This is a genomic window from Actinoplanes sp. NPDC026619, from assembly GCF_040638295.1.
Lineage (GTDB): Bacteria > Actinomycetota > Actinomycetes > Mycobacteriales > Micromonosporaceae > Actinoplanes.
Map to the genome: position 1 here is coordinate 374,728 of NZ_JBEZYA010000002.1, position 20,143 is coordinate 394,870.

The following is a 20,143-nucleotide window of genomic DNA, read 5'->3' on the forward strand; positions in this document are numbered from 1 at the left end:
CCGCGAGCCGGTGGAGAAACCGGCCGCGCTGTCGGCGGAAGACCTCGAGGCCATGCGGTGGCGGCTCGACGGCGGGACGCTGCGTGAGGTCGTCGACAACAAGGATGCGCTGCGGGATCTCGGCGAGCGCCTGGACGGGCCGCTCGCCGACGAGGCCGACAACGTGGCCAAGGCGGGGCTGCTCAGCGTGCGCGCGGAGATCTACCGGCTACTCGGTGAGCTGGGCATGGCGGCCGCCGCCAGCCGGCTCGCGCTCGCGCATGCGGAGGCGGCTCAGGACACCCAGTCGACGGTGATCGCGCAGGCGGAGCTGGCGCACATCCTGCGGCTGCGGAAGGACTACGAGGAGGCGGACCGGTTGTTCGTCAAGGCTTCCGCGGCGGACGTGCCGGACACGTTGCGCAGCGTGGTGCACGAGAACGCCGGGCGCAGCTGCTTCGATCAGGGGCGGCACATGGAGGCGCTCGATCATTTCGCCCGCGCGGTGCGGCTGGGGCGGCCGGACGATCAGGAGCTCGCCGAGCGTATCGGGGTGTGCCTGGAGGCCGTCTACATCCACGTGCTGCGCGACGGCTGGGGGCCCTACCCCCGGCACGAGGGCTAAACAGCGATCGAAGTCGAAGTCGGCGGATGGGCCATCGCGGTGCGTCCGCGGCCGCCCTGTTTCGCCTCGTAGAGGGCCGCGTCGGAGGCGGCGGCCAGCTCGCCGGCATTTCCGGCGTGATCGGGCAGCACGGCTACGCCGATGCTGAGGCCGGGAGGCCCGCCGGGCAGGCTGTCGATCGCGGCCGCGGCGGCACGGATCTCGTCGGCGGCGCGTCGGGCCTCCATCCGGTCCATCCGGAGCAGCACCACGAACTCGTCGCCGCCGAGCCGGCCGACCACGTCGTCCTCGCGCCGGGCGACCGAGCGCAGCGCGTCGGCCACCGCCTGCAGAGCCATGTCGCCGATGGCGTGGCCCCAGGTGTCGTTGATCTTCTTGAAGTAGTCGATGTCGATGGTCATCAGGGCGATCGGCACGCTGCTGCGGTTGGCCCAGGCGACCGCGCGGGCCAGTTCGCCGTCGAAGGCGCGGCGGTTGGCGACACCGGTCAGCGGATCCGCGTACGCCTGGGTCTCGAGAACCTCGCGCAGCCGGTCGTTGCGCAGCCGCAGGGAGGACACGACGATCGCGGTGACGATCATGGCGACGGTCAGTGAGGTCCAGTCGGACAGGCCCTGATTGGCGCCCTCGACGGGGAAGAGGACCATCGCGCTGCCGGCCGAGACGGTCGCCAGGACCAGGTAGTTCGCGACGCGTCCGAGGAAGTTCGCGGAGTACAGCACGGGCCACAGATAGTAGAACTGGGCGCCGATGCTGGCGTCGCTGGTGAACAGGTTGAGGATGCTCACCATGGCGGCGCCGAAGAACGGCGCGAGCAGCCAGGTCACCCTCGGTAGCCGGTCGGGCCGCCGGCGGCAGACGACGCCGCCGAGGGTGAGCACGACGGTGAGGATGCCGAAGACGGTGACCACGGAGGCGGTACGAGTGTCGGTCAGCACCACACCGGTGATGAACATGACCGGCCCGGAACCCATCAACAGGTACCCGACGGAGCGGGATGCCCCCGCCTGGTCACGCAACCGGAACCGCAACACTGCCTCCTCGTATCCGCTATGACCATTCGGTCCCGGCGGAGGACAGTTGAGTCTTCAGGCCCGACTGGTCAGGGTTACTCCGGCGCTGGCCGCGGTGACCGCCACCAGGGCGACGATCTCCACCACGCCCAGGCGCTGGTGCAGGACGAGCAGGCCGGCGATGGCGGCGGCGGCCGGTTCGAGGCTCATCAGGATGCCGAAGACCCGGGTCGGGATGCGGCGCAGCGCGTTGATCTCGAGGCCGTAGGAGACGACGGACGAGAGCAGGGCGACGGCGGTCGCGCCGACCAGCAGAACAGGCCGGTCGAGTACGGCGCTCGCGCCCCCGGCGCCGAAGGGAAGGACGAGAACCGCGGCGACGGCGAGCGAGACGGCCAGCCCACCGGTGCCGGGGACGAGCCCGCCGAGCTTGGCGCTGAACACGATGTAACCCGCCCAGCAGAGCCCGGCCACGAACGCGAGCATCAGGCCGCTGAGCGGGGCGTTGCCGCCGCCGGCGAGGCCGAGCAGCAGCACGCCGGCCGCGGCGAGCGCGGCCCACAGCAGGTCGAGCACGCGCCGGGTCTGCACCAGGGAGAGCAGCAGCGGGCCGAGGAACTCGACGGTGACGGCGAGGCCCAGCGGCACGGTCCGCAGCGCCAGGTAGAAGATCAGGTTCATGCCGGCCATGACCACGCCGAGCACGGCGGCGGCCCGCCAGGCCGCGCCGGACCAGGCTCGCAGGGCGGGCCTGGTCACGATCGCGATGATCACGGCGGAGACGGCGAGCCGGAGCAGGGTGACGCCGGCCGCGCCGAGGTCGTCGAACAGGGTCCGGGCGACCGCACTGCCGAACTGCACCGAGGCGATCGACATCAGCACCAGCAGGGGTGCGGGCAGTTCGGGCCGTCTCACCCGGTCAGCCTCTCCTGCCGGGGTCGGCCCTTACCGGGCGGAGGCGGCCGGGGTGTGTTCGCTCACCCCGGCTGGTCGCCGCCCCGGCGCCCGCGGAACCAGTCGGGGGTCTCCTCGCCCGCGCCCCGGTCGGCGGGCTGCCCGGTCCAGGCGCGGCCGGCCTGGTCGATCACCTCGCCGGCGAGCGGGTGGTGGGCGGCGGGCCGGCCGGCGACCGGCATGCCGAGGTCTTTCGGGTTCTCCTCGCCGGCATTCGCATGCCGGCCGGCCGCGACGCCGACCGGATCCGGTTCCGGCTCGGCCGCCGGACGCTGGGCGGGCGCGGCTACGGGTGCGGCCGCCGCGGGCACGAATTCGGGTGCGGCCGCCGCGGGCGCGGCCTCCCCGGGCGCGGGTGCGGGCGGTGCGGCCGGCGAGACCGGGACCGGCCGGGGTGGCCGGCTGCCGGTGGGCCACAGGCGCGGGGAGCGGCGGGCGGCCAGGTCCTCGGCCCAGCCGAAGCAGAGCACCGCGACCAGGGTGACCGCCATCGCGGCGGCCAGCTCCACGACCTGGCCCCGCTTTCCCTCGAGGTCGTCCAGGGCGATCAGGGTGAGGACCGGCCAGACGGCGGCGATCGCGATGTTGTGCCAGAGGTAGACGGTGACGGCGCGGTTGTTGAACAGGGTCACCGCGCGGTCGAGCGGCCGCATCTTCGCGAGCCATTCCATGGCCGGCTGCCAGCGCAACACGATCAGCACGAACGCGAGTGACCACAGCGCCTGTGACTCGGCGACGTCGTTGAGGTCCCACGGGTCCTCGCCCTGGTTGCCGTTGAGCCAGTAGAGCGCCGCCGCGCCCATGATCGCCGCCACCGGGAACGCGACCCACGGCTTGACCCGGGCGAGGCGGCCGTCGTGGTGGGCGAAGCCGGCGATCCAGCAGGCGCCGTAGGTGACGAAGTCCCACAGGGCCGCGTCGGCGGTGTCCGGCAGGCTGAAGCCGGTCAGGTCGAGCAGGCCCATCAGCAGCAGCGGCGAGACCACGGCCAGCCAGCCGCTGCGGCGGTAGAAGGCGTACATCACCGGGGAGAGCAGGACGAACCAGAGGTACGCCCGGAGGTACCAGAGCGGCTCCCACCAGTCGATCAGCTTGTCGCTGCCGGGCGGATCACCCAGCGGCACCAGCCAGAACACCAGGCGGGTGACGCTGAACGGGTGGTCGCTGCCGGCCTCCACCCGCCAGCCGGCAAACAGCATCACGGGTACGGCGATCAGAGCGAGCAACCACAGCGGCGGCAGCAACCGCCGCACCCGGGAGAGCACCACCTGGCCGGCCGAACGCTTCTCCAGCGAGGCGGCGGTGAGCGACCCGGCCAGCGCGAACATGATGCCCATCGCGGGCAGCAGGATCGACAGCCAGGGCCAGCCGAAGAGGTGGTAGACGATCACCCGGACGATTGCGGCCGCACGGAGCAGGTCCAGGTATCGATTTCGCACCGGGGAACGGTAGCCATCACGCTGTGCCCGGCGGGACCGCCGAGCGGACGGCAAGAAGGTCGCACAGGCTTACCCCGAACGAATGAACTGTCCGTTTTGTCTGTGCGGTTGTGCGACTTCCATGGTGACCGTGGCCGGTTTGTGACGTTGATCCGTGGCATGGAGGCAGCCGGGACCGGCCGGCCGCCCGCGATCGATGGGACTTGTTCGGAAATGCGGAAACCTTGGGTGGTTGTCGGCGCGGCGGCGTCGGCGTTGTTGCTCGCGGGCGGCGTGGCAGCTACGACGGCGGGCGCTTCGGAGACACCGGACGTGCCGGGATTCTCCGGCTTCATGCCGGACTTCCTGGGGTGGCCACAGTTCGGCGGCAACCAGGACGACGACGCGGACGACGCCGACTCCGATGCTGACGACAGCTCGGCGACCGGCGACGGTTCGGATCTCGGTGACAACTCGGACGACGGCTCCGATGTGGGTGCCGGGTCCGATGTGGGTGACGGGTCCGATGTGGGCGATGGCTCCGACGTGGGTGACGGCTCCGATGCCGGAGACGGGTCCGATGCCGGCGACCCCGACGACGTACGGCCAACTGTGACCGACCAGCCCGACCGGGTCGCCAAGAGTGACCGGCTCCGGGCTGCCCCGCAGCATGCCGCGGCGGCCGCGCGCCCGGCCCGGCAGCAGCCGGCCGCCGAGCGCCCGGCGCAGGACCTCGCCCAGCGCCCGGCGTCGGAGACCCTGCTCGCCACCGCCCGCCGGGACGTGACCCGGTCCGACGTGACGTCGAACCCGAACTCGCGGGCGCAGCAGCAGATTCTCGCGCTGGTCAACCAGAACCGGCGGCGTGGCGGCTGCGGTGGGCTGTCGCTGGACCGCCGCCTGATCGGCGCGGCCAACGAGCACGCCGCCGATATGGCCCGGCGCGACTACTTCGCGCACGAGTCGCGCAACGGCGACGGCTCCGGTGACCGCATGCGCGAGGCCGGTTACCACTGGCGCCGGTACGGCGAGAACATCGCGCGCGGGGTGGACAGCCCGTGGGAGGTCGTCGACGGCTGGATGCACAGCCCGGCGCACCGGGAGAACATCATGAACTGCGGCCTGCGCCAGATGGGGGTCGGCCTGGCCATCGCCGGCGATCACACGGTGTATTGGGTGCAGGACTTCGCGACACCCGCCTCGTAACTTTCTCTCAACCGCAGACGGCGCGAACCGAAAACTTCTCACAGGTTCGCGCCACGGTCATTTCCCAGACGTCGCCGCGGGCGTAGTTGTGCTTCGATGTGCGAACACATGTCCTGGGGAGGACCAAGTTGCGAGTGAGACGGGTTTCCGCCCGCCTCGCCGGGGCCGCTTTGGCGACCCTGGTGGGCGGCGGTCTCGGCGCCATGGCACTGCCGCCTGCGGGCGCCGGCGCCGCGGTGCGCAGCGCTCCGGCGGCCAAGGTCGTGACCACTGTCGTGGTGACGAAGGCGGCCGCGGCGAGCTGCGCCACCGGTAAGTATCAGAAGCAGGTCGAGGGTTACCTCAAGAAGATCGGCGGATACGGCACCGTCACGGTTGACGGCAAGCAGTCCGCCGCCGACTGTTCGGCGATCAAGAAGTTCCAGACCCGGTTCGGCATCAAGCCGGCTTCCGGCCTGGCCGGCCCGACGACGTACGACGTGGCCAAGCGCCTCGCCGCGACGAACACGGCCGCCTGCAAGGCCAAAAAGACCGGCCTGACCTTCTGTGTCGACCTCACCCACCAGACCACGTGGGTGATGAAGAACGGCAAGGTGTACGTCAAGCCGACGATCACCCGTACCGGGATGAAGGGCTACCGCACGCCGGCCGGCACCTTCAAGATCAATAAGCGGACCAAGAAGGAGTGGTCGGACCCGTACCACGTCTGGTTGCCGTACTGGCAGCGGTTCATCGGCGGGCGCGGTTTCCACCAGACCACCACCTACATCCACGACATGTGGCGTGGTTCGCACGGCTGCGTCAACCTGCTGCCGCAGGACGCCAAGAAGTACTACAGCCTCGGCAAGATCGGTTCGACGGTCAAGGTGATCGGGCGTCGTCCCGGGACCTGATCCGAGCGTTTCCGGCCCGGGCTCCCCCATCGGGAGCCCGGGCCTTTTTCATGCGGCCTTGCGTACGTGCGTGGTCAGCACCTCGTGCTGCGGTATCAGTCGTTCGTCGCCCAGCGCGGTCACCAGACGTAAGCCGTCGCGGCTCAGGGTGTATGTCACGTCCAGGAACCGGCTCACGGTGTCGTCATGGTGCACCACGGTCAGCTCGTCGGCTCGCTGCATAGCTGTCGTCACGTCCTTCGCGGTCACGTTGCCGGTGGAATACGGGGCGGAACCGGGGGACGGTTCATCCAGGGTGACGCGCCGGGTCAAGCTTCTGGCCTGCGTGTACTTGATCCGACTCACGAGTAGCAATCACCGCCGACGGGCCCCGGGCGGCCGCGGCATAGAGTGGCGTGCGTGTTCCGGCCTATCCGCGCCCGGCTGCGGCCGGGCGTTCTCGCGCTCGGCATCGTCATGCTGGTGTCGCTCACCGCGGCCTCCTGCGGCAGCGACGACGACGGCATCACCGTCGGTTCGGCGACGCGCGGCACGGTCGACGAGATCGTCGAGGCGCCCGGCTCGGTGACCGCGCGGGCCGCCGCCACGCTCAGCGCGCCCGCCGCCGGCACCCTCACCGAATTGCGGGTCGAGGCCGGTCAGCGGGTCAGCAAGGGCCAGGTGGTGGCGGTCATCGACTCCCCCGAGCTCGAGGCGCGGCGCGAGTCCGCGGCCAAGGCCCTGGACCAGTCGTCGCACGGTGGCTCGCCCGGGGTGAGCACGTCCGGTTTCACGGCCGTGCGACGGAAGACCGACAAGCAGGCGGCCACGGCCTTCGACGACGCCCGCTCGGCGGCCGGCAAGATCACCGACGCTGACGTCCGTGGCGTACTCCTCAAGCAGGTCGACGCCGCACAGCAGCAGTACGAGGCGGCGTCGGCGGCGGCTGCCGCCACCTTGAAATCGGTACAACGCGGCGTCGCGTCACTCGGCGAGGCGGTCGGCGCCCTCTCCGAGGCCCAGCGGCTCCAGGCCCAGCAGGCGTACGACCTGGCCGACGCCGCCGTCGACGCGCTGACGTTGCGCGCGCCGGTGGCCGGGACGGTCCAGTTCGGTGGCACCGCGAGCGCCGGCGCTTCCACCTCCTCCTCCCTCAGCGCACTGCTCTCCGCCGGCAGCGCCCCCGCCGCATCGACCTCGTTGCCCGGCGTCGACACCGCGGTCCCGCAGGGCGGCTACGTGGCCGCCGGCACCCCGATTCTGACGATCGTCGACGTCACCCGGCTCGGCCTGACCGCCGAGGTGGACGAGACCGACGTGCTGCTGGTGGAGGCGGGCGTAACCGCCACCGTCGAGCTCGACGCGGCGACCGGCGCGTCCTATCCGGCCACCGTCCGCGCGGTCGACCTGCTGCCCACCACCTCGGCGCAGGGCGGCGTCTCCTACCGGGTGCGGCTCGACCTCGCCGCCGGCAAATACGACGACGGGGCCAAGGCGCCGACGCCGCGGCCCGGGATGAGCGCGGTGGTGCGGCTCCAGGTCCGCCAGGCCGCGGACGCGGTCACGGTGCCCGCGTCGGCGATCCTCAACGCCGACGGGCAGGACACCGTGTGGACCGTGCGCAACGGCCGCTACCAGCGCGTTCCGGTGAAGGTCGGGGTGCAGGGCGAAGACGTCGTGCAGGTCAGCTCGGGGATCGACGCCGGGCAGCCGATCGTGGTGGGCGGCGCCGACCTGGTGCATCCGGGCGACAAAGCCTCGTCATGACCGAGCCGGCGATCGTCGCGGTCGACGTGACCCGCACCTATGACCTGGACGGCGTGTCCGTCTCGGCGCTGCGTGGCGTGTCGCTGACCGTCGAGGCCACCGACTACGTGGCGATCGTGGGCACCTCCGGTTCCGGCAAGTCGACGCTGATGCACCTGCTCGGCGCGCTCGACCGGCCGTCCAGCGGGGTGTTGCGGATCGGCGGGCGGGACGTCTCCACGCTCGGGCCGGCCGAGATGGCGCTGCTGCGCAACGAGACGATCGGGTTCGTCTTCCAGTCGTTCCACCTGCTCGCGCGCACCACCGCCCGGGACAACGTGGCGCTGCCGCTGGTCTATCGCGGTGTGGGCCGCCGCGAGCGCCGGGAACGGGCGTCGGCGATGCTCGAACGCGTCGGGCTCGGTCATCGCCTCGACCACCGGCCCAACCAGATGTCCGGCGGCGAGCAGCAGCGGGTGGCGATCGCCCGCGCGCTGGTCACCGACCCGTCGGTGCTGCTCGCCGACGAGCCCACCGGCAATCTCGACTCCACCACCGGCGAGCAGGTGCTCGGCCTGCTCGAGACGCTGAACGCGGACGGGGTGGCGGTCGTCCTGGTCACCCACGACCGCGAGGTGTCCGCCCGCGCCCACCGGCAGATCGTCATGAAGGACGGGCTGATCGTGGAATGAGAGTCGCGGAAGCCTGGCGGGTCGCCATCGACGCGCTGCGCGCCAACCGGCTGCGCAGCATCCTCACCATGCTCGGCGTGGTCATCGGGGTCGGCGCGGTGGTCGCGCTGGTCAGCATCGGCACCGGGACCAAGCGGCAGATCGAGCAGCAGGTCGAGGGGCTCGGCTCCAACCTGCTCATCGTCGTGCCCGGCCGGCTCGACCCGGGGGCGGCGCCGAGCGCGTCGACGCTGAACATGGACGACGTCGACGCGGTCATCCGAGTGGTCGGCGACCGGTCGCGGGTGGCCGTGACGATCAGCTCCGGGCAGACCGTGCGTGCCGGTTCGCACAGCGCGTACGCAAGCATGCAGGGTGTTCTGGAAACAACGCCGACCGTGTTCGTCCGGCGTCTCGACCGCGGGGCCTATCTGACCCGCACCGACGTGACCACCGGGCGGCGGGTCGCGGTGCTCGGGGCCGGCATCTCGTCGCAGCTGTTCGGCGACCGCGACCCGATCGGCCGGCAGATCACCATCGGCGGGGTGCGGTTCCGGGTGATCGGCACGTTCGAGAAGCTCGGGCAGAGCCTCGGCGTCGACCGGGACAGCGAAGTGCACATCCCGGTCACCGCCGCGCAACGCCTGCTCGGCACCAACCGCATCGACGGCCTGGCCATCCGGGCCCCCGACCGCGACACCATCGACGTGCTCGGCAAGAACGTCGTCGCTGCCCTGGTCAAACGGCATCCCGACACCGACTTCAGCGCCGTCACCCAGGAACAGATCCTCGGCGTGCTCGGCGACATCCTCGGCGTGCTCACCGGGGTGCTGGCCGCGATCGCCGGCATCAGCCTGCTCGTCGGCGGCGTCGGCGTCTCCAACATCATGCTGGTCTCGGTGCGCGAACGAACCAAGGAGATCGGTCTGCGCAAGGCCGTCGGCGCCCGCCCGCGCGACATCAGCATCCAGTTCCTCCTCGAGGCGGTCCTGCTGACCACGATCGGCGGCGTCCTCGGCATGGCCCTGGGCATCACCACCTCACTGGTGGTCGACCGCCTGACCCCGGTCCCGGCCGCGGTGACCTGGTGGTCCCTCGCCCTGGCCTTCGGCGTGTCGGCCGCGGTCGGCATCATCTTCGGCGTGATCCCGGCCCAGCGAGCCGGCCGCCTAGACCCGGTGGTGGCGCTGCGCACCGAGTGACTCCGGCCGGTCGAAACCCGAGAGAACCTTGCTTTAGCCGGATTTATCGGGTGAAGTCTCGCTAATCTCTGGAAGTGCGGCAATACGGACAACCGCCTGAGCTCGAGGCCGCGATGTCGGCGCTCGTGTTCCGTGCTGGGCCCCTGTTGTGCGCGCTCCGGCTGGACGAGGTCATCGAGACCATGCGGCCGCTGGAGACCCAGCCGCTCGCCGGCACTCCCCCGTTCGTTCTCGGCATCAGCGTGCTGCGCGGAGTGCCCACCCCGGTGATCGACGTGGCCCGCCTGCTGCGCGGCGGCAAGGGCGAGGCCGAGCGGTACGTCGCGGTCCAGACCGAACGCGGCGCGGTCGCCCTGGCCACCGGGGAGATCATCGGCATCCGTACGGTCGACGCGAGCACCACCGGCGGCCATCCGGCGCTGCTCGGCGGCCGGTCGAGCCGCCTCGTCGCGGGCGTCGGCACGCTGGGCGCCGAACCGCTGCTGCTGTTGCAGAGCATGCGGGCCATTCCGGACGAGGTCTGGGAAGCCGCGGCGGTGGCTGCGCCATGACCGCCTGCACCGAGCGGCACCCGGCCGCACCGGACGACGGCATCGCGAGCGGGGCCGCGTCGTGACCAGCGATCCGGAAGCCGGCCGGTTTCGCGAGCTCCTCGGGCGCTGGCTGGGCTGGACCTTCAGCGACCGCGACGCCGGGCAGCTCGGCCCGCTGCTCGCCGACCGGGCGCACGCGCACCGGATGAGCCGCACCGAATACCTGAACCGGCTGGCCGCGCGCCCCTGGAACACCGAGCTGACCGAGCTGATCGAGCAGCTCAGCATCACCGAGACCTACTTCTTCCGGCACGGCGAGCAGTTCCGCGCGCTGCGCCAGGAAGCTCTGCCGCAGCGGCTGCTCGCCCGCTCGTCGCAGCGGGCGCTGCGCCTGCTGTCGGTGGCCTGCTCGTCCGGCGAGGAGGCGTACAGCCTGGCGATCGCCGCGAAGGAGGCCGCTCCCGGGCCGGACTGGGTGATCGCGGTGACCGGCGTGGACGCCAACCCGGCGGTGCTCGGCCAGGCCGCCGAGGGCTGGTATTCGCCCTGGTCGTTGCGGGAGACCCCGGACCCGGTGAAGCGCCGCTGGTTCCGGGCCGGCGAGCGCGGCTACCACGTGGTCGACGAGATCCAGCGGCTGGTGCAGTTCCGCCGGCGCAACGTCGCGGAGCCGGACGACAGCCTGTTCCGGGCCGGCCAGTACGACGTGATCTTCTGCCGGAATCTGCTGATGTACCTGGTCCCGGCGGTGGCGAAGGCGCTCGTGGCCCGGGTGACCGCGGCCCTGGCCCCGGGCGGGTACCTCTTTCTCGGGCACACCGACTCGCTCGGCGCCGAGCCGCCCGGCCTCGAGCTGCGGCACACGCACGACACCTTCTACTACCGCCGCCCGGTGGCGGAGGTGGCCCCCGCTCCCCGGCCCGCGCCGTTCGTCATACCGGAGCGGCCGGCCGCGCCGGCGATCCTGGCGGAGCCGGAGCCGGACGCCTACCGGCAGGCCGTGGAGCTGTTCGGCCGGGAGCGCTACACCGACGCGCTCGCCCTGCTCCCGAAGCCGGAGAAGTCGCCCGAACGGCTCCTGCGCGGCGTGCTGCTGGCCCAGGCCGGCCGGCTCGACGACGCGGTCGACGCGGCCCGCGCGCTGATCGACGACGACGGCCTCAACCCGGACGCGCACCAGCTGCTCGCCCTCTGCCTGGAGGGTGCGATCGCGGTGCCGGAGGCGATCGGCCAGTACCGGCTGGCCGCCTACCTCGACCCGGGTTTCGCGCTGCCCCGGATGCGGCTCGGGCAGTTGGCCCGCCGGCAGGGCGACGACCGCACCGCCGCCGCCGAGCTGGACCGGGCCCTCGCGCTGCTGCCGGCCGAGCAGGAGCTGCGGATCATCCTGTTCGGCGGCGGTTTCGGCCGGATGGCGCTGACCGCGCTGTGCCGCACCGAGCTGGAAGCCTGCGGGGCCCGGCGATGATCGCCGTGGAGCAGCGGATCACCGAGCTGCGCACCGACTTCGACCGCTCGTTCGCGGCCCCGATGGGCAGCCACGACGTCGAGCACGTGGAACTGCTCGCGGTGCAGGCGGCCGGGCGGCCGTACGCCCTGCGCCTCGGGCAGACCGCCGGGCTGCACCCGGACCGCCCGGTGACTCCGCTGCCCGGACCGCTGCCCGCGCTGCTCGGCCTGGCCGGCTTCGCCGGAACGGTGGTCCCGATCTACGACCTGGCCGCCCTGCTCGGGCACCCGATCGCCGAGCGGCCGCGCTGGCTGGTCCTGGCGACCGGGGCGCCCCCGCTCGGGCTGGCCTTTCACGAGCTGGACGGGCACGTCCGGGTGCCGGCCGAGGCGATCATCGCCGAGGCGGCCGCGGAGGGCCGGCGGGGCGTGCTGCGCGGCATGGTCACGCTCGACGGCGCCACCCGTCCGATCATCGACGTGCCGACCGCCCGGGCCGCCGTGCACGAGCTGGCCGGGCACGAGCTGGAAACCACCGAGGGAGCGGCATCATGATGGCGGGACGAACCTTCGGCTTCAAACTGGCGGCCAGCTTCGGGCTGACCCTGGCGCTCACCCTGCTGATGACGGCGACGTCGGTGCTGGCCCTGCGCTACGTGATGACCACCAAGGACGACGTGATCAAGTCGGCGACCACGAGTCTGGTCGGCGCCGAGGAGCTCAGCCGGACGATGGAGCGCCGGATCGGCGGCTACCGCGCGTTCCTGCTGAACAAGCAGACGGAGTGGCTCAACGCCACCAACGCCGACCGGGCACTGTTCCTCACCCAGGTGAACAATCTGCGCAGCTCGCTGGCCGACGACCCGACCGCGCTGAAGCTGCTGGAGGCGGTGTCGACCGACGAGGCCACGCACAACACGGTGGTCAGCGACCTGATCACCAAGCGGCAGAACATGGCCGTCCTGAACATCGACCTCCTCAACGACCCGCGGGCCAAGCCGGCCCGGGACGCGCTGCTCGCCGCGATCGACGCGCTGATCAGCCGGGTCCACGCCACCGTCGACAAGGCCACGACCGAGTCGAACGACCGGGCCACCGCCGCGATCATCTTCATCATCGGGCTCGGCCTCGTGCTCATCGTCGGCTCCGCCGCGGTGGCCTGGCGGCTCAGCCGGGACCTGCGCCGCGAGGTGGGCGCCGCGGTCGGGCACATCCAGAGCTCGTCGGCGCAGCTGGAGGCGGCCGCGGCCCAGCAGGCCAACGGCGGCCGCGACCAGGCCAGCGCGATGAGCGAGATCACCACGACGATCAGCGAGCTGCTGATCACCTCGCGGCAGATCGCGGACAGCGCCCAGCGGGTCTCCAAGGTCGCCGAGGACACCGCCGACGCGGCCCGCACCGGCGACGCCACCATCGACCAGACCCGGGCCTCGATCACCGCGATCCGCACCCAGGTCGACCAGATCGTGCAGCACATGCTGGCGCTGGGCGAGAAGTCGCAGCAGATCGGCGGCGTCGTCGACCTGGTGTCCGAGCTGGCCGAGCAGACCAACATCCTGGCCATCAACGCGACCATCGAGGCCAGCGGCGCCGGCGAATGGGGCCGCCGGTTCGCGGTGGTGGCCGAGGAGATCCGCAAGCTGGCCGACCGGACGGCCGGATCGGCCAAGGAGATCCGGACCATGATCGAGGACGTCCGCGGCGCGGTGAACACCACGGTGATGGCCACCGAGATCGGCGCCAAGGCGGTCGACGCCGGCTCCCGGCAGTTCGACGACGCGACCAACTCGTTCCGCCGGATCGCCCAGCTCGTCGCGACCACCAGCGACGCCACCCGGGAGATCGAGCTGTCCACCAAGCAGCAGACCACCGCGGTCGAGCAGGTCAACGCGGCCGCCTCGGACACCGCCCGGGCCAGCCGGGAGACCGAGGCCAGCGCGGTGCAGACCAGGCAGACCGCGGCCCATCTGGGCACCCTCTCCGGTGACCTGCTCGACCTGGTCGGCTCCGGACGGCACTGACATGGCCGAAGCCCGTGACCCGCTGCGCTACTTCCGGATCGAGGCGCGCGAGCTGGTCGACCAGATCAGCGCGGCCGTCCTCGACCTGGATCAGGAGCCGGGCCCGGACCTGATCGCACGGTTGCTGCGCTACGCGCACACGCTCAAGGGCGCGGCCCGGGTGGTCAAGCAGACCGAGATCGCCGACCGGGCGCACGAGTTCGAGGACGTCCTCGTCCCGCACCGCGACGACGCCACCAGCCGGATGCCGGCCGACGAGATGCGCGAGCTGCTGCGGCTCAACGACGAGATCGCCCGGCACGTCGCCCAGCTCGAACAACTCCAGGCCCCGGCGGTGGAGAAGCCGCAGGAAGGGCGGCTGGACGAGAACGACGAACCGGCCCCGCGCGCGGCCACCGCCGACCTGGACGAGCTGCTGGACGCGATCGGCGAGGCCAGCGCCCGGATCGCGCCGCTGCGCGAGGGCAACGGCGCGCTGGCCCGGCTGCACCGCAACGTGGAGGCCCTCGGCGACCGGCTGCGGGTGGGCCGGGCGGCCGGCGACAACGGCGCGCGGACCGCGGTGCAACGGCTGGCGGCCGAGATGGGCGCGCTGGGCCGCCGCTTCACCGACGCGGTGGACCAGGTCGAACGGGAGCTGGACGAGGTGCGCGGCCGGGCCGAGGGGCTGCGGCTGATCGGGGCCGGCACCATCTTCACGGCGCTGCACCGAGCCGTGCACGACGCCGCCGAGGCCGAGGGCAAGCGGATCCGGTTCGCCGCCCACGGCGCCGAGACCCGGATGGGCCCGAACGTGCTCAACCAGATCAACGGCGCGTTCCTGCACGTCGTACGCAATGCGGTGGTGCATGGCATCGAATCGGAGGCGCAGCGCCGGTCGGCCGGCAAACCGGCCGAGGGATCGGTCACGGTCGAGGTCGAACGGCGCGGCCGGTGGGTCTACTTCAGGTGTACGGACGATGGCCGCGGCTTCGACCTCACGGCGCTCCGCCGGGTCGCCCTTGCCCGCGGCCTGCTGAGTGAGGGTCGCGAGCCGGGCCAGCAGGAACTGATCGACCTGGTGCTGCACGGCGGGATCAGCACGTCGGGCGCGGTGACCGAGGTGGCCGGCCGCGGCATCGGCATGGACGTGGCCCGCGACGTGGCGCTGCAACTGGGCGGCGCGGTGAACATCGACAACCGCCCCGGCCAGGGCGCCACCGTGGAGATCGCGGTGCCGCTGACCCTGCTCAGCATGAACGGCCTGATCGTCGAGGCCGGCGGGACGATCGCGACGATGCCGCTGGACGCGGTCCGGCAGTGCGTGCGGCTGCCCGCCGGCGACGCGGCCACCGCCGCCGCCAGTGGCCGTTTCGCCCACGACGGGCAGGTGGTGCCGTTCCTGCCACTTGCCCGCACGCTGTCACCGGCCGCGCCGGAACCGACCGGCGCCGGGGTGGCCGTGGTGCTCAGCGCCGACGACAACACCGTCGCGGTCGGCGTCGACCGGCTGGCCGGCACCACCACGCTGGTCGCCCGTCCCCTGCCCGACCTGGCCCCGGCCACCGCGATCGTCGGCGGCGTCGCGATCGACTCGGACGGCAACCCACGGCTCGTGCTGGACGCGCACGGCCTGGTCGCCGAGGCGCACCGGGACCGGGCGGCCGCCGGCGGGCCGCCGGAGAAGGGCAAGCCGCGGCTGCCGGTGCTGGTCGTGGACGACTCGCTGACCACCCGCATGCTCGAGCGCAGCATCCTCGAGTCGGCCGGCTACGAGGTCGACCTGGCCGCCTCGGCCGAGGAGGGACTCGACCGCGCGCACCGGCGCGACTACGGCCTGTTCCTCACCGACATCGACATGCCGGGCATGGACGGCTTCGGGTTCGTGGCCACCACCCGGGCCGACCCGATGCTCGGCCACATCCCGGCCATCCTGGTCAGTTCGCGCGCCTCGGCCGAGGACCGCCGCCGTGGCGAGGAGGTGGGCGCCTCCGCCTACGTCATCAAGGGCGAGTTCAACCAGGAGGAACTGCTCTCACACATCCGGAGGCTGATCCTCTGATGATCCGTGTGCTGCTGGTCGAGGACTCCCCGACGATGCGCGGTCACCTGCGCGAGTCGCTGGCCGCCGACCCGGACCTGCAAGTCGTGGGTGAGGCCTCCGACGGCGGGCAGGCGGTCGACCTGGTCGGCCGGCTGCGCCCGGACGTGGTGACGATGGACATGATGCTGCCGACGATGAGCGGCCTGGCCGCCACCGAGCACATCATGGCCGAGCATCCGACCCCGATCCTGGTGGTCTCGTCGGCCGACCGGCAGGAACTGTTCAGCACGTACAACGCGCTCGCCGCCGGGGCGGTGGACGTGCTCGAGAAGCCGCGCGGCGACGCCAGCGACGCGGACTGGGGGCGGCGGCTGCGCTCCGCCGTACGCCTGGTCTCCCGGATCCGGGTGATCACCCACCCGCGGGCCCGGCTCGAGGGCCGCCGGCCCGAACCGCCGCCGCCCATCGCCGCGACGCCGGACACCCTGCGCCTGGTCGCGGTCGGCGCCTCCACCGGCGGGCCCCGGGCGCTGACCGACCTGCTCTGCTCGCTGCCGGCCGGGTTCCGGCCGCCGGTGCTGTGCGTGCAGCACATCGCGGCCAGCGAGCCGTTCGCGGTGGCGTTCTCCGACTGGCTGGGCAGCCAGACCGACCGCAACGTCACCTACGCCCGGGACTGGACGCCGGTCGAGTCGCTCACCGGCCGGGTGATCCTCGCCCCGCCCGACCGGCACTTGCTGGTGCGCGACGGGGTGCTGCGGCTCAGCGACGCGCCGGCCCGGCACTCCTGCCGCCCCTCGGTGGACGTGCTGTTCGAATCGGTGGCCGACGAGTGCGGCCCGATGGCGGCCGGCCTGCTGCTCACCGGGATGGGCCGGGACGGCGCCGAGGGCCTGCTGCGGATGCGCTCGCACGGCGCGGTCACGTTCGCCCAGGACGAGGCGAGCTGCGTGGTGTACGGGATGCCCCGCGAGGCGGCGCTGCTCGGCGCGGCCGCCTACGTGCTGACCCCGGCCCGGATGGCCGCCCGGCTCGCCGAGATCCAGCCCACCGGGACGCGCCCATGAGTTTCCGGGTGCTCATCGTCGACGACAGCCTGACCGTGCGGATGGACCTGCACGAGACGTTCACCGCCGACGGCTTCACCACCATTCTCTGCTCGACCGGCGCCGAGGCCCGCGACGCGATCGCCGGCGCCGACTTCGACGCCGCCGTGCTGGACGTTCTGCTGCCCGACGCCGACGGCCTGGAGCTGCTGCGGGAACTGCGCGGCACGCCCGGGTGCGGCCAGGTGGTGACGGTGCTGCTGTCCAGCGAGGACGAGGTCGCCGACCGGCTGGCCGGCCTGCGCACCGGCGCCGACGAGTACGTCGGCAAGCCGTACGACGCCGGATATGTGGTGGCCCGGGTGCGGCAACTGCTCGTGCTGGGCGAGACGGCCACGACCAGCGCCGACCGCACGACCATCCTGGTGATCGACGACAGCATGACCTTCCGCGAGCAGCTGCGGGAACTCCTCGAGGCCGAGGGGTACGCCGTGCTGACCGCGCCCAGCGGCGAGGAGGGCCTGCGCACCGCGGCCGACCGCCGGCCCCAGGCAATCATCGTGGACGGGGTGATGCCCGGCATCGACGGCGCCACCGTGATCCGCCGGGTGCGGCTCGACCCGGCGCTGCGCGACATCCCGTGCATCCTGATGACCGCGGCCGACGACTACGCCACCGAGCTGCAGATGCTCGACGCCGGCGCGGACGCGTTCGTGCGCAAGCAGCAGAATCTGGCGATCGTGCCGGCCAAGCTCAACGCGGTCCTGCGGCAGAGCGCCGAGCAGTTGCCGATCGAGGTGACCGGCAGCCTGCACGGCCCGAGCAAGGTGCTGGCGCTCACCCCGGACCGGGACCGGCTGGCGGACCTGGCCGAGGCGCTGCGGGCCGAGGGGTACGACGTGGTGCCGGTGGCGAGCACCGAGGACGCCCTGGACCTTCTCGCCGAGCAGCCGGTCGACTGCATCGTGCTCGGCCTGGGCCTCTCCGGCGAACTGGGCCGCGACGCCTGCCGCCGGATCAAGGACGTGCCGGTGATCGGCGAGACGCCGGTCGTGATGACCGGCGAGAACGACGACGACATGCTGGCCTGCCTGGCCGCCGGCGCGGACGACTACGTACGTTCGGGAGCCGGCTCGGAGGCCCTTCGGGCACATGTCCGTACGCAGATCCGGCGCAAGCAGTCGCACGACGAGAGCCGGCGGATCCGCGAGGAGCTGATGCGCCGGGAGCTGGACGCCGCCGAGGAGCGCTCTGCCCGGCAGCTCGCCGAGACCCGGGCCTCGCTGGTCGAGGAGCTGGAGTGGCGCAACCGGGAGCTGGAGGCGTTCTCCGGCTCGGTGTCGCACGACCTGCGCGGGCCGCTGCAGGTGATCAGCAGCTTCGCCGAGCACATGCTGGACGACGAGGACGATCCGCTCAGCGCCGAGGCGCGCCGCCGGCTGGGCCGCATCCAGGCCGCCGCGACCCGGATGGCTGACCTGGTGGAGTCGCTGCTGATCCTGGCCCGGGCCAGTCGCGGGGAGCTGCGCCGGGCGTCGTTCGACCTGACCGCGACCACCTGGCAGGTGATTGCCGACGTGGAGGCCCGCTACCCGAACCGCAAGGTGGCCTACCAGGTGCACGACGGCATGACCGTGGACGCCGACGAAGGTCTGGTGCGAGTCATCATGGAAAACCTGATCAACAACGCGGTGAAGTTCAGCGGCAAGGTCGACGAGCCGGTCATCGAGGTGGGCGTCGCTCCCGAGGGCTTCTTCGTGCGCGACAACGGCGCCGGGTTCCCGGCCGGCAAGGCCGGTGAGCTGTTCCACCCGTTCGCCCGGCTGCACAAGGCCGAGGACTTCCCCGGTCATGGGATCGGATTGACCACCGTGCATCGAGCGGTGGAGCGTCACGGCGGCGAAATCTGGGCCAGGGGCGAGAACGGCCAGGGCGCGACCTTCTGGTTCACGCTGCCCGCGGCGGATGCGGTGACAAACGAACGCAGAGCGCAAGCGCGTCGTCACGGATAACGATTCAGTGAAGTTTAAGGTTACATTAATCGAATCAGTTGACGCGGCCTGCGGAATCGCGCGATCGGCATATCGCCAACGCCACAAGAAATTAACAAAGAGGTCCCGCAGCATTTTCCGGGGAAGCACAGATGATCATTGTCTGAGGGGAAAATGAGCATTGGTCCGGCTATGACCGAATCGATGAATCTCTCTCGCCTCGTCCGTATTGACCGATTTAACCGTCATATCGGACAGTGGAGAAACCGGCCTTGACCTGTGGCGCTTGGGCCTAATAGCCTGTGGCACCTCGCCGGTCGGCCACCCCCGGGTGCGAAGCCAGCCGACCGTTCGGGTAAATTCACACCGCCCGGACGGCCGGAAAGAACTGCCGACCGGTGTGCAACACGCAACTGACGTTGGCCTCGATTTATCTCAGAAAACGTGCAGGATTGCCGAGTCCCGCCGCCACGGATTTAATCCGCGGCTAAGGACTCAGTTACCCCCACGATCCTGGAGCCTGTGTGTCCGTCGACGACATCCTTGGCAGCGAACGAACCACGGAACTCACCGTGCCGCGAAAGCCGGCCCGTTCCGGCGACGAGCGTCGCCCCCGGGTCAGTGTCGTGGTCCCGGCGATGAACGAAGCCCGGAACCTGCCGCACGTGCTGGGTCACATGCCGAAAGACATCGACGAGGTGATCCTCGTCGACGGCAACTCGATCGACGACACCATCGCGGTCGCGGAGGCCAGCTGGCCCGGCATCAAGATCGTGAAGCAGGCCCGCCGTGGCAAGGGCAACGCCCTCGCCGCCGGTTTCGCGGCCTGCACCGGTGACTACATCGTCATGATCGACGCGGACGGCTCGATGGACCCGCGCGAGATCGCCCGCTTCACCGCGGCGCTCGACGCCGGCGCCGACTACGCCAAGGGCAGCCGGTTCGCCAAGGGCGGCGGCAGCGACGACATCACCCGGCTGCGCAAGGTCGGCAACTGGGGTCTGAACTTCATGACCAACGTGCTGTTCCGCACCAGCTTCTCCGACCTCTGCTACGGCTACAACGCCTTCCGCAAGGACTGCGTGGAGATCTTCGCCCTGCCGGACCACGCCGACACCAGCGCCCCGCGCTGGGGCGACGGCTTCGAGATCGAGACCCTGATCAACGTCCGGGTCGCGAAGGCGGGCGTGCGCATCGACGAGGTCGCGAGCTTCGAGTTCCGCCGGATGTACGGCCAGAGCAACCTGCTGACCTTCCGGGACGGCTTCCGGGTGGTCCGCACGATCATGCGCGAGCGGTTCGGCTTCGGCGCTCCGGCCGAGACCCCGGCGCGGACCACGACGACCGCGTAGCGAGCACGGCAATCGGCCGCCCGGCGACACGCCGGGCGGCCT

General features: G+C 71.6%; 17 protein-coding genes. 13 read left to right on the forward strand and 4 right to left on the reverse strand.

Annotated features, from left to right (window positions below; all coding sequences use genetic code 11):
* Nucleotides 1–600: 600 nt before the first annotated feature.
* The 3 genes from AB0E90_RS06910 to AB0E90_RS06920 form a co-directional block, all read right to left on the reverse strand.
* Nucleotides 601–1,560, reverse strand: coding sequence for a GGDEF domain-containing protein (locus tag AB0E90_RS06910; RefSeq protein WP_360400453.1), 960 nt, complete (start codon nt 1,558–1,560; stop codon nt 601–603).
* A gap of 132 nt (nt 1,561–1,692) precedes the next feature.
* Nucleotides 1,693–2,532, reverse strand: coding sequence for an EamA family transporter (locus tag AB0E90_RS06915; RefSeq protein WP_360400456.1), 840 nt, complete (start codon nt 2,530–2,532; stop codon nt 1,693–1,695).
* 62 nt (nt 2,533–2,594) lie between these two features.
* Nucleotides 2,595–4,010 carry an acyltransferase gene (locus tag AB0E90_RS06920; protein ID WP_360400459.1) on the reverse strand — a complete coding sequence of 472 codons (1,416 nt, stop codon included), beginning with the start codon at nt 4,008–4,010 and terminating at the stop codon, nt 2,595–2,597.
* A 213-nt stretch (nt 4,011–4,223) separates the two neighbouring features.
* Between AB0E90_RS06920 and AB0E90_RS06925 the strand changes: the two genes are divergently transcribed.
* Nucleotides 4,224–5,195 carry a CAP domain-containing protein gene (locus tag AB0E90_RS06925; RefSeq protein ID WP_360400462.1) on the forward strand — a complete coding sequence of 324 codons (972 nt, stop codon included), beginning with the start codon at nt 4,224–4,226 and terminating at the stop codon, nt 5,193–5,195.
* Between the two features lie 170 nt (nt 5,196–5,365).
* Entirely contained in the window at nt 5,366–6,088 is a 723-nt protein-coding gene (locus AB0E90_RS06930) for a L,D-transpeptidase family protein (RefSeq protein WP_360401347.1), read from the forward strand.
* A gap of 48 nt (nt 6,089–6,136) precedes the next feature.
* Here the strand turns inward: AB0E90_RS06930 and AB0E90_RS06935 are convergent, their stop codons facing one another.
* Nucleotides 6,137–6,433 carry a hypothetical protein gene (locus AB0E90_RS06935; protein WP_360400465.1) on the reverse strand — a complete coding sequence of 99 codons (297 nt, stop codon included), beginning with the start codon at nt 6,431–6,433 and terminating at the stop codon, nt 6,137–6,139.
* Between the two features lie 54 nt (nt 6,434–6,487).
* On the opposite strand from AB0E90_RS06935, the gene AB0E90_RS06940 reads away from it, so the two are divergent.
* The 11 genes from AB0E90_RS06940 (at nt 6,488) to AB0E90_RS06990 (ending at nt 20,101) form a co-directional block, all read left to right on the forward strand.
* Entirely contained in the window at nt 6,488–7,834 is a 1,347-nt protein-coding gene (locus AB0E90_RS06940; protein ID WP_360400468.1) for an HlyD family efflux transporter periplasmic adaptor subunit, read from the forward strand.
* Nucleotides 7,831–8,505: an ABC transporter ATP-binding protein gene (locus tag AB0E90_RS06945; RefSeq protein ID WP_360400471.1), complete on the forward strand. Its 675-nt coding sequence runs from the start codon at nt 7,831–7,833 to the stop codon at nt 8,503–8,505. The genes AB0E90_RS06940 and AB0E90_RS06945 overlap by 4 nt, the downstream gene beginning before the upstream one ends.
* A complete protein-coding gene (locus tag AB0E90_RS06950) occupies nt 8,502–9,686 on the forward strand; it encodes an ABC transporter permease (RefSeq protein ID WP_360400474.1) in 1,185 nt (394 codons plus the stop codon). Before AB0E90_RS06945 ends, AB0E90_RS06950 begins: the two co-directional genes overlap by 4 nt.
* A 74-nt stretch (nt 9,687–9,760) precedes the next feature.
* Entirely contained in the window at nt 9,761–10,237 is a 477-nt protein-coding gene (locus AB0E90_RS06955) for a chemotaxis protein CheW (protein WP_360400477.1), read from the forward strand.
* A gap of 61 nt (nt 10,238–10,298) precedes the next feature.
* Nucleotides 10,299–11,687, forward strand: coding sequence for a CheR family methyltransferase (locus AB0E90_RS06960; RefSeq protein ID WP_360400480.1), 1,389 nt, complete (start codon nt 10,299–10,301; stop codon nt 11,685–11,687).
* Entirely contained in the window at nt 11,684–12,223 is a 540-nt protein-coding gene (locus AB0E90_RS06965) for a chemotaxis protein CheW (protein WP_360400483.1), read from the forward strand. The genes AB0E90_RS06960 and AB0E90_RS06965 overlap by 4 nt, the downstream gene beginning before the upstream one ends.
* Nucleotides 12,220–13,689 carry a methyl-accepting chemotaxis protein gene (locus AB0E90_RS06970; RefSeq protein WP_360400486.1) on the forward strand — a complete coding sequence of 490 codons (1,470 nt, stop codon included), beginning with the start codon at nt 12,220–12,222 and terminating at the stop codon, nt 13,687–13,689. Before AB0E90_RS06965 ends, AB0E90_RS06970 begins: the two co-directional genes overlap by 4 nt.
* Nucleotide 13,690: 1 nt before the next feature.
* Entirely contained in the window at nt 13,691–15,730 is a 2,040-nt protein-coding gene (locus AB0E90_RS06975; RefSeq protein ID WP_360400489.1) for a response regulator, read from the forward strand.
* Nucleotides 15,730–16,779 (forward strand): chemotaxis-specific protein-glutamate methyltransferase CheB, encoded by a 1,050-nt coding sequence (cheB, locus tag AB0E90_RS06980; RefSeq protein ID WP_360400492.1) that lies wholly within the window; start codon nt 15,730–15,732, stop codon nt 16,777–16,779. Before AB0E90_RS06975 ends, cheB begins: the two co-directional genes overlap by 1 nt.
* On the forward strand, nt 16,776–18,770 hold the full coding sequence (locus AB0E90_RS06985) for a response regulator (protein WP_360400496.1): 1,995 nt from the start codon (nt 16,776–16,778) through the stop codon (nt 18,768–18,770). The genes cheB and AB0E90_RS06985 overlap by 4 nt, the downstream gene beginning before the upstream one ends.
* A gap of 503 nt (nt 18,771–19,273) precedes the next feature.
* Entirely contained in the window at nt 19,274–20,101 is an 828-nt protein-coding gene (locus tag AB0E90_RS06990; protein WP_360400498.1) for a glycosyltransferase family 2 protein, read from the forward strand.
* Nucleotides 20,102–20,143: the final 42 nt, after the last annotated feature.

Bases quoted from the DNA above. Each gene is read 5' to 3' on its own strand.
- AB0E90_RS06910 (WP_360400453.1), bottom strand. From the start codon at position 1,560: ATGTTCATCACCGGTGTGGTGCTGACCGACACTCGTACCGCCTCCGTG.
- AB0E90_RS06925 (WP_360400462.1), top strand. From the start codon at position 4,224: ATGCGGAAACCTTGGGTGGTTGTCGGCGCGGCGGCGTCGGCGTTGTTG.
- AB0E90_RS06945 (WP_360400471.1), top strand. From the start codon at position 7,831: ATGACCGAGCCGGCGATCGTCGCGGTCGACGTGACCCGCACCTATGAC.
- AB0E90_RS06950 (WP_360400474.1), top strand. From the start codon at position 8,502: ATGAGAGTCGCGGAAGCCTGGCGGGTCGCCATCGACGCGCTGCGCGCC.
- AB0E90_RS06965 (WP_360400483.1), top strand. From the start codon at position 11,684: ATGATCGCCGTGGAGCAGCGGATCACCGAGCTGCGCACCGACTTCGAC.
- AB0E90_RS06970 (WP_360400486.1), top strand. From the start codon at position 12,220: ATGATGGCGGGACGAACCTTCGGCTTCAAACTGGCGGCCAGCTTCGGG.
- AB0E90_RS06975 (WP_360400489.1), top strand. From the start codon at position 13,691: ATGGCCGAAGCCCGTGACCCGCTGCGCTACTTCCGGATCGAGGCGCGC.
- cheB (WP_360400492.1), top strand. From the start codon at position 15,730: ATGATCCGTGTGCTGCTGGTCGAGGACTCCCCGACGATGCGCGGTCAC.
- AB0E90_RS06985 (WP_360400496.1), top strand. From the start codon at position 16,776: ATGAGTTTCCGGGTGCTCATCGTCGACGACAGCCTGACCGTGCGGATG.